The sequence below is a fragment of the Acidovorax sp. Leaf191 genome, assembly GCF_001424425.1.
GTDB lineage: Bacteria > Pseudomonadota > Gammaproteobacteria > Burkholderiales > Burkholderiaceae_C > Acidovorax.
In genome coordinates this window covers 278629-286977 of record NZ_LMPT01000020.1, presented here as the reverse complement: position 1 = coordinate 286977, position 8349 = coordinate 278629, and the positions used below count along the sequence as shown (strand labels likewise).

The window sequence follows — 8349 nt, the reverse complement described above, 5'->3', positions numbered from 1 at the left end:
ACTCCTTCCCATCCCGAACAGGACAGTGAAACGACTTTGCGCCGATGATAGTGCGGGTTCCCGTGTGAAAGTAGGTCATCGTCAGGCTCTTACAGCCCAGAAAACCCCAGTCAGTCATGACTGGGGTTTTTTGCTTTGCGTGATCCAAAGATGGGATGGCTCAGAACCGGTCGATGTTCTGGTGAGTTGTTAGACGGTTTCGCCACCAAGCTACTGTGAGGCGCCAAGCGCCAAGCCGCTTTGCCCTCCTAACCCGTGGCTTATGAGCAATACACCGCCTCGCCCAGACTAGATCGACAGTCTTCTACCCTGCTCGAAGACCAGCAGCTCACCCTTGCCGAACGCTGTCCATTCTTCGTTCGTCGTCAGCGGGCTCGTCACGATCACTGCCACCTCGTCCCGTTCGTCCGTCTCGCGGGAAAAATCCAGCCGTACGTCCTCGTCGCTCAGTTGCGCCTCGCCGAACGGGTGCCGGCGCTCGATGTAATAAAGGCTGGTCGACGCATGGCTCCACAGGGCCTGGCCGTTGGAGAGCAAAAAGTTGAAGGTGCCGTGCGGGCTGATGCGCGCCGCCAGTTCCTTGAGGGTCAGGGTGAGCTCCCGCACGGTGGGAACACTGGCGTGCGACTTGGCGAGCTCCTGCATGATCCAGCAGAAGGCATGTTCACTGTCGGTGTCTCCCACCGGCCGGAAATGCGAATGCAGCCGGGGCCGAAAATCCTTGAGGTCGCCGTTGTGCGCAAACACCCAGTAGCGGCCCCACAGTTCGCGCACGAAGGGGTGGCAGTTCTGCAGGCTCACCACGCCCTGCGTGGCCTTGCGGATGTGGGCGATGACGTTGCGGCTCTTGATGGGGTAGCGCCGGATCAGCTCGGCCACCGGGGAATCCACGGCGGGCAGGTGGTCCACGAAGTGCCTGAGGCCCTTGTCCTCGAAGAACGCGATCCCCCAGCCGTCGCTGTGGTGGTCGGTCTTGCCGCCGCGCTGTGCGAAACCTGTGAAGCTGAAGGTCACGTCCGTCGGGACGTTGCAGTTCATGCCGAGCAATTGGCACATGACTTGATTTCCATTTCGGCAATGTTCCTGAAAGTGTGGCCGGGCCTACGGAGGCCCGGCACTGTGCCACGCAGGCGGCAGGGAGGTGGCGTTCCTGCCAGCCACCCCATTTATAGCGCTCCAGGCTGCGCCACGGAGCGTCTGCCCGCTGATCAGGGTTCAAACATGCGTGGGTGGGTGGCGTGCAGCGCCTCGTCCAGACCGCGCACACCCGCTGCAGGGCCGGGGTGGCCGCTACTCCCGCGTGGCACACCCGCCAGTGTGTTCCCGATGCGATCGACAGGCCGTGGCCGTTCAAACAGCCCCTGCGGAGTCCGGCTTGGCTGGCGCTTCCTTCAATTGCCAGGCAGCGACCAGCGCCAGACCGCACAGCAAGGTCAGCATCAGAAACGTCTCGCCGAATGCCGCGATGCGCGCCGGGTTGCTGGCCCCCGCGGCCAGCGCTGCGCCATGCGCGCCGAGCCGCCATTCGAGCACGATGCCGCACAGGCTCACCCCGGCAGCGCCGCCCAGCATGCGCAAAAAGCCGATGGTGCTGGAGCCTTGTGAGATCAGCGATTTGTCGAGGGGCCGCATCGAGCCCAGGTTGAGCGACGGCAGGATGAACCCCAGGCCGATACGCCCCAGAATCGCCAGCGCCACCAGGATCCACAGCGACACCCCCAGGCCCACGAACACCATCAGCCCGAACGACAGGGCCAACAGCGCCAGGCCGATGCTCACGAGCAGATGGGTGGGTTGCCGGTCAGCCAGACGGCCCACGAAGGCAATGGTGGCTGCCAGCACAAAGCCTGCCGGCAGCATCAGCGTGCCCACATGCGATGCCGACAGCTCCAGGCCAAGTTGCATGAACACGGGCAGGAGATAGGTGGAGCCGAAGAGCGCCGTGCCGTAGATGAACGCCACCACGCTGCCCATCGCGAACTGCCGGTATTGGAACAGGCGCAGGTCCATCAACGGCTTTCGACCCTGCTGCAACTGCCGGCGTTGCCACGCGATGAAAAGCCCGACCGACACGGCGGCACCCAGCAGCAGGGCGCCGGCCTCGGCCACGGAGCCGCCGTGCAGCGACACCAGCCCGTTGAGCAGGCACAGCGTGCCCACGGTGCCCAGCAGCAGGCCGCGCCAGTCCAGCGCCTGCCCCTGCCGGTTGGCCTCGACCCCGCCCGGTGCGGTGACGGGCACGTATTTGTACGCCAGCGCGATGGACGCCAGGCACAGGGGCACCACCATGAAGAAAATGGAGCGCCAGCCGAACCAGTCCACCAGCAGCCCGCCGATGCTGGGCCCGATGGCGGGTGCCAGCACCACGCCCATGCCGAAGATGCCGCTCGCGCGGCCCTGCTCGTGCGGCTTGAAGGCGTACAGGATGATGACGGCCGGTATGGGCTGCACCACGCCGGCCGCCAGCCCCTCGGCCACACGGGCGACCAGCACCAGCCCGAAGTCGCGCGCCAGGCCCCCGCCGATGCCGCCGGCCAGCAGCAGCAGCATCGCGCCCACATACGTGGCACGGTAGCCATAGCGCGACAGCAGCCACGGCGTGGTGAGCATGGAGACGGTGGTGGCGACCATGAATCCCGAGGTCACCCACTGCGCCCGCTCCTGGCCCAGCGTGAAGTAGTGGCTCATGTCCGGGATGGCCACGTTCACGATGGTGGACGACATGATCGATGCCATCGTGCCCACCATGACGGACAGCAGCACCAGCCAGCGGTAGCGCTCTCCGTAGCGTTCACGCAGTACGGCCAGGGAACCGGAGGTCTGGGAGTTGTTCATGGGCTGTTCGGTGCAATGAGGCCGGCGGCGCGACGGCGGATGGGCGGACGGCGTGGTGAACGCTAGGAGCGGGCCGGTGATGCGGTCACCGCGCCTGTGGTGTCGCGCGGGCGGCCATCACCGCAGGCACTGGTGGCCGGTGCCCGGCCCGGGTGACGGTGCGTGCAGGCCGGCCAGGGCACGCGGATGCGCTGGCGGGGCACCGCACCGTCTGGCTGCACCCGCCCCGGGTGGTGCGGCGATGCCGCCCGTCCCGTCACGGGTGCGACCCAGCTGCCAACGCAGCCGGATGGCGCCATGTCAGGTCCGCTCGGACCAGAGCTTGCCGCCCGTGGCCCAGTTCTCGCGCTTGATGTCGGTGATCAGGATGTCCACCGATTCGGGCGAGCCGCCCAGCACCTCGACGGAGACGCGGGTGATCTCCTCCACCAGCTTGCGCTTTTGTTCGACCGTGCGGCCTTCCATCATTTCAACGTGGTACGTCGGCATATCTGATTCCTTGTAGGCATTAAAAAGAAGAACTGCTGTTCAACGCTGAGCAGCGGCAAGCGCCAAATCATATCGGCGGGTTGGGCGGTACACCCGGCGCTGCCACGCCATCGGCTGCTGCGGGTGCGCCGCAGGCAGGGCAGATGCAGGCCCGCTCGCGTTGATCGGCCGGCACACGGGCCAACGCTGCACGGTCGATGGTCTGGGCCATGCACCAGCAACTCTGGGGCGCGCGCCCCGCCGCGATGGCGCAGCCGTTGGGCTGGCCGCACAAGGGGCAGTGGGAGGTGTCGGGGTCCGAGGGGTGGGGCATGGCAGCGCAGGTGGGCCGTCTGTGGGGCGGCGCCCGCGGGCCAGTGTACGGCGGGTGCCCGCTGTGTGCCCGCCGCGGGTTATCCCGCTGACCGGATCTGGCGCGGGCGCAGCGGGCGGCGCGCATGACCCGCTCTCGCTGCCTGCCAACCCCGCCGCGTGCCCTGTGCGCGCTCGCACTGCGATGGGTATAAGAAAAAATAGCTGCTACCGCTTGATGGACAAGCGCTAACAGCTATAGTTTTGATAGCATTTGGGCTGCGGTTTGTCAGCAGCCGATTGCACGCATCGGATCAGCACAGATCAGTACCGATCAGTACAGCCTTCCCAGGTCAGCCAGCCTGCAGAGGGGGCAGCTGCCTCGGGGAGGCCGTCACGCCCGCCCACTCATCAGGCCTGCGCGGCCTTGAGCTTCAGGCGCCAGGCGTGCAGCAGGGGCTCGGTGTAGCCGCTGGGCTGCGCCTGGCCCTGGAAGACCAGGTCGCAAGCCGCCTTGTACGCCATGCTGGTGTCGAAGTGGCCGGCCATCGGCTGGTACAGCGCGTCGCCCGCATTCTGGCCGTCCACCACCGCCGCCATGCGTTCGAAGGTCTCGCGCACCTGCGCTTCGGTCACCACGCCGTGCAGCAGCCAGTTGGCCATGTGCTGGCTGCTGATGCGCAGCGTGGCGCGGTCTTCCATCAGGCCCACGTTGTGGATGTCGGGCACCTTGGAGCAGCCCACGCCCTGGTCCACCCAGCGCACCACGTAGCCCAGGATGCCCTGGGCGTTGTTGTCCAGCTCCTGCTGCTTCTCGGCGTCGCTCCAGTTCGGGGCGGCGGCCACGGGCACGGTCAGCAGGCCGGTCAGCAGGTTGTCGCGCTCGGCGTTCGCGTCGGTCTTTTCCAGCTCGATCTGGATGTCGCTCACCTTGACCTGGTGGTAGTGCAGCGCGTGCAGCGTGGCGCCTGTCGGGCTGGGCACCCAGGCGGTGTTGGCACCGGCCTTGGGGTGGGCGATCTTTTGCTTGAGCATCTCGGCCATCAGGTCGGGCATGGCCCACATGCCCTTGCCGATCTGCGCCTTGCCGCGCAGGCCGCACGACAGGCCCACGAGCACGTTGTTCTTCTCGTACGACTGGATCCAGGCGCTGGTCTTCATGTCGCCCTTGCGCACCATGGGGCCGGCGTGCATGGCGGTGTGCATCTCGTCGCCGGTGCGGTCCAGGAAGCCGGTGTTGATGAAGGCCACGCGGGCCGACGCGGCGGCGATGCAGGCCTTCAGGTTGACGGACGTGCGGCGCTCCTCGTCCATGATGCCCAGCTTCACGGTGTTGGCAGGCAGGCCCAGCAGTTGCTCCACGCGGCCGAACAGGTCGCTCGCAAAGCCCACTTCGGCGGGGCCGTGCATCTTGGGCTTGACGATATAGACGCTGCCCTTGCGGGAGTTGCGGATGCCGTTCGCGCCATGGCCTTGCAGGTCGTGCAGCGCGATGGCGGTGGTCACGACCGCGTCCATGATGCCTTCAGGGATCTCGCGCACCTGGCCTTGCGCGTCGGTCCACAGGATGGCCGGGTTGGTCATCAGGTGGCCCACGTTGCGCAGGAACATGAGCGAGCGGCCATGCAGGCGCACTTCGCCACCGGCCGGGCCGGTATAGACGCGGTCGGGGTTCAGCCCGCGCGTGATGGTCTTGCCGCCCTTGGCGACCTGCTCGGTCAGCGTGGCCTGGATGATGCCCAGCCAGTTGCTGTAGCCCAGCACCTTGTCCTCGGCGTCCACGGCGGCCACGGAGTCTTCCAGGTCCAGGATGGTGGACAGGGCCGCTTCCAGCACCAGGTCGCTCACGCCCGCGGCATCGGTCTGGCCGATGGGCGTTGCGCGGTCGATCTGGATATCGAGGTGCAGGCCGTTGTGCTGCAGCAGCACCGACTTGGGCGCGGCGGCATCGCCCTGGTAGCCCTTGAACTGCGATGGGTCCTTGAGGCCCGACGTGCTGCCATTGGCAAGAGACACCACCAGCTGGCCGCCTTCGACCTTGTAGCCGGTCGAATCCTTATGCGAGCCGCTGGCCAGGGGCGCCGTGTCGTCCAGCACCTGGCGCGCGAACGCGATCACCTTGGCGCCGCGCACCGGGTTGTAGCCCTTGCCCTTTTCTGCGCCGCCTTCTTCACTGATGGCGTCCGTGCCGTAGAGCGCGTCGTACAGGCTGCCCCAGCGGGCGTTGGCGGCATTCAGCGCGTAGCGGGCGTTCAGGATGGGCACCACCAGTTGCGGGCCGGCCTGGGTGGCCAGCTCGTCGTCCACGTTGGCCGTGGTGGCCTTGACGTCGGCGGGCTGGGGCACCAGGTAGCCGATCTTTTCCAGGAAGCCGCGGTAGGCCACCATGTCCTTGATGGGCCCGGGGTTGGCCTTGTGCCAGGTGTCGAGCTCGGTCTGCAGGCGGTCGCGCTCGGCCAGCAGGGCGATGTTGCGCGGGGCCAGGTCGGCCACGATGGCGTCAAAACCCTTCCAGAACGCGCCGGCATCGACACCCGTGCCGGGCAGCACCTTGTCGTCGACAAAGCGGTACAGGGAGGTGGCCACTTGCAGGCCGTGGACGGTGGTGCGGTCGGTCATGGGAGAGCCTTGAAGGATGGATGAAATGGGAGGAACAAAAAAACGGAGCCGCCCGCAGCGCGGGCCATGGGCACACTGTATTGCAAATTTTTGCCCACATAAATATGCAGAAAAGCTGGAAACCAGTGACTTTTACGCAAAGGTGGAGGGCTTGTTCACCCGGGTGCAGAGCGCGCAATTACTATAAAAATAATAGCTGCCAGCGCTGGATAGGTAAGCGACAGGGTCCTCTTTCGGTCATATTTCCGGCCCAGATCCTCCTGCCGACACCCGGGAGGGCGCGCGCCCGTTGTCCCCATAATCACCGCCCATGGACAAACTCAAGGCCTTCGAATCCTTTGTCTCGGTGGCCACGCGCGGCAGCCTCACGGCAGCGGCCAAGGCCGAGGGCGTGGCGCCCGCCATCATGGGGCGGAGGCTCGACGCGCTCGAAGAGCACCTGGGCGTCAAGCTCCTGGTGCGCACCACGCGCCGCATCAGCCTCACGCACGAAGGCAGCGCGTTTCTGGAGGACTGCCAGCGCCTGCTGTCCGACGTGGCCAATGCCGAGGCCAGCGTGTCCGAAGGCGGGGTCAAGGCCACGGGCCACCTGCGCATCACCGCGCCCGCGGGCTTTGGCCGGCGCCACGTCGCGCCGCTGGTGCCGCGGTTTCGCTCGGCGCACCCGGACGTGACCATCTCGCTGAACCTCAGCGACCGTGTGGTGGACCTGGCCGGCGAGGGTTTCGACTGCGCCGTGCGCGTGGGCGACCTGCCCGACTCGTCGCTGGTGAGCGTGCGCATCGCCGACAACCGCCGCCTGTGCGTGGCCACGCCGGAATACCTGGCGCGGCGCGGCACCCCGCGCGCGCCGGCAGAACTCGTGCAGCACGACTGCCTCACGCTGTCGAGCGACGCCTCGCAGACGCGCGGCTGGGCGTTTCGCGTGCCTCTGGGTGACGACGGTGGCACCGAGGTCATGCACCTCAAGCCCGGCGGGCCGCTCGACTGCTCCGACGGCCAGGTGCTGCACGACTGGTGCCTGGGCGGCTGGGGCATCGCCTGGCGCAGCACCTGGGAGGTCGAGGCCGAGATCGCCGCGGGCCGCCTGGTCGCGGTGCTGGAGGACTTCGCCGCGCCGCCCAACGGCATCTACGTGGTGTTCCCCCAGCGCAAGCACCTGCCGCTGCGCGTGCGGCTGTGGATCGACTTCCTGAAACACCAGTACGCACAACCTGCGTTCTGGAAAGGCGCATGAATCCCCCGAGCCGCTGCGCGCCGTCCTCCGACGCGAAGCGGGGTGCCTACGGGCGCCAAGCCGGCTCCACGGTGGCGCTGGCCTGGGCGCGCCTCATGCGTGGGCCCGCTCCGGCCGGCATGTGGCACTGATGGGCCGCCCCGTGGCAGACTGCGCACTCCATGTCCGACCCCACCCTCCTGGTCGCTGACGACCACCCCCTGTTCCGCGCGGCCGTGCTGCACGTGCTGCGCGAGCGCCTGCCGCAGTTCCGCACGCTCGAGGCGGCCAGCGCGGCCACGCTGGGCACCGCGCTGCAGGAGCACCCCGAGGTGGAGCTGGTGCTGCTGGACCTGAGCATGCCCGGCGCCCGCGGCTTCTCGTCGCTGCTGCATGTGCGCGGCGAGTACCCCGAGCTGCCGGTGGTGATCATCTCCTCCAACGACCACCCGCGCGTCATCCGCCGCGCGCAGCAGTTCGGCGCGGCGGGCTTCATCCCCAAGTCCGCACCGGCCGAGTCCATGGGCGAGGCCATCGAGGCCGTGCTCGACGGCGGCAGCTGGTTCCCCCCCATGGCGGCCGAGCGCTCCGAGGCCGACGCCGAGCTGGCCGCACGGCTGGCGCAGCTCACACCCCAGCAGTTCCGGGTGCTGCTGTGCCTGGCGGACGGGCTGCTCAACAAGCAGATCGCCGCTGCGCTGGGCCTGGCGGAAAACACGGTGAAGGTGCACGTCACCGCCATCCTGAAGAAGCTGGCGTGCTACAGCCGCACGCAGGCGGCGGTGCTGGTCAAAAGCCTGGAGGCGGACGAGGGCGGGGCGGGGTAAAACGGATTGGGCGATGTGCGCTGCGTGGGGGGAGAATGGTCTCTGGCGCTTGCCTGGCAAGCGCTGGCAGCT

Annotated in this window: 8 protein-coding genes and 1 rRNA gene; 4 read left to right on the top strand and 5 right to left on the bottom strand. The window is 67.5% G+C overall.

What is annotated here, in order from left to right; all coding sequences use genetic code 11:
• Positions 1 to 87 (top strand): 5S ribosomal RNA (gene rrf / locus ASG27_RS21475); the annotation flags it as partial.
• A gap of 201 nt (positions 88 to 288) precedes the next feature.
• Here rrf and ASG27_RS21470 read toward each other — a convergent pair.
• The 5 genes from ASG27_RS21470 to ASG27_RS21450 all read right to left on the bottom strand — a co-directional run bounded on the left by ASG27_RS21470 (position 289) and on the right by ASG27_RS21450 (position 6234).
• A complete protein-coding gene (locus tag ASG27_RS21470; RefSeq protein ID WP_056420565.1) occupies positions 289 to 1056 on the bottom strand; it encodes a class II glutamine amidotransferase in 768 nt (255 codons plus the stop codon).
• Positions 1057 to 1350: 294 nt separating this feature from the next.
• Positions 1351 to 2835: a DHA2 family efflux MFS transporter permease subunit gene (locus ASG27_RS21465; RefSeq protein ID WP_056420563.1), complete on the bottom strand. Its 1485-nt coding sequence runs from the start codon at positions 2833 to 2835 to the stop codon at positions 1351 to 1353.
• A gap of 300 nt (positions 2836 to 3135) precedes the next feature.
• Positions 3136 to 3324: a 4-oxalocrotonate tautomerase gene (locus ASG27_RS21460; protein WP_007850839.1), complete on the bottom strand. Its 189-nt coding sequence runs from the start codon at positions 3322 to 3324 to the stop codon at positions 3136 to 3138.
• Between the two features lie 67 nt (positions 3325 to 3391).
• Entirely contained in the window at positions 3392 to 3637 is a 246-nt protein-coding gene (locus ASG27_RS26235; protein ID WP_082486056.1) for a cysteine-rich CWC family protein, read from the bottom strand.
• Between the two features lie 389 nt (positions 3638 to 4026).
• Positions 4027 to 6234: a malate synthase G gene (locus ASG27_RS21450; protein WP_056420557.1), complete on the bottom strand. Its 2208-nt coding sequence runs from the start codon at positions 6232 to 6234 to the stop codon at positions 4027 to 4029.
• Between the two features lie 310 nt (positions 6235 to 6544).
• On the opposite strand from ASG27_RS21450, the gene ASG27_RS21445 reads away from it, so the two are divergent.
• Genes ASG27_RS21445 through ASG27_RS21440 form a run of 3 tightly spaced genes read left to right on the top strand, consistent with a single transcriptional unit; the run spans position 6545 to position 8277 of the window.
• Positions 6545 to 7471 (top strand): LysR family transcriptional regulator, encoded by a 927-nt coding sequence (locus ASG27_RS21445; RefSeq protein ID WP_056172305.1) that lies wholly within the window; start codon positions 6545 to 6547, stop codon positions 7469 to 7471.
• Complete coding sequence (locus tag ASG27_RS27805) at positions 7468 to 7602, top strand: hypothetical protein (protein ID WP_268751104.1); 135 nt, start codon at positions 7468 to 7470, stop codon at positions 7600 to 7602. The genes ASG27_RS21445 and ASG27_RS27805 overlap by 4 nt, the downstream gene beginning before the upstream one ends.
• A 30-nt stretch (positions 7603 to 7632) precedes the next feature.
• Positions 7633 to 8277, top strand: a complete 645-nt coding sequence (locus tag ASG27_RS21440) for a LuxR C-terminal-related transcriptional regulator (protein ID WP_056420553.1) — start codon at positions 7633 to 7635, stop codon at positions 8275 to 8277.
• Positions 8278 to 8349 lie beyond the last annotated feature (72 nt).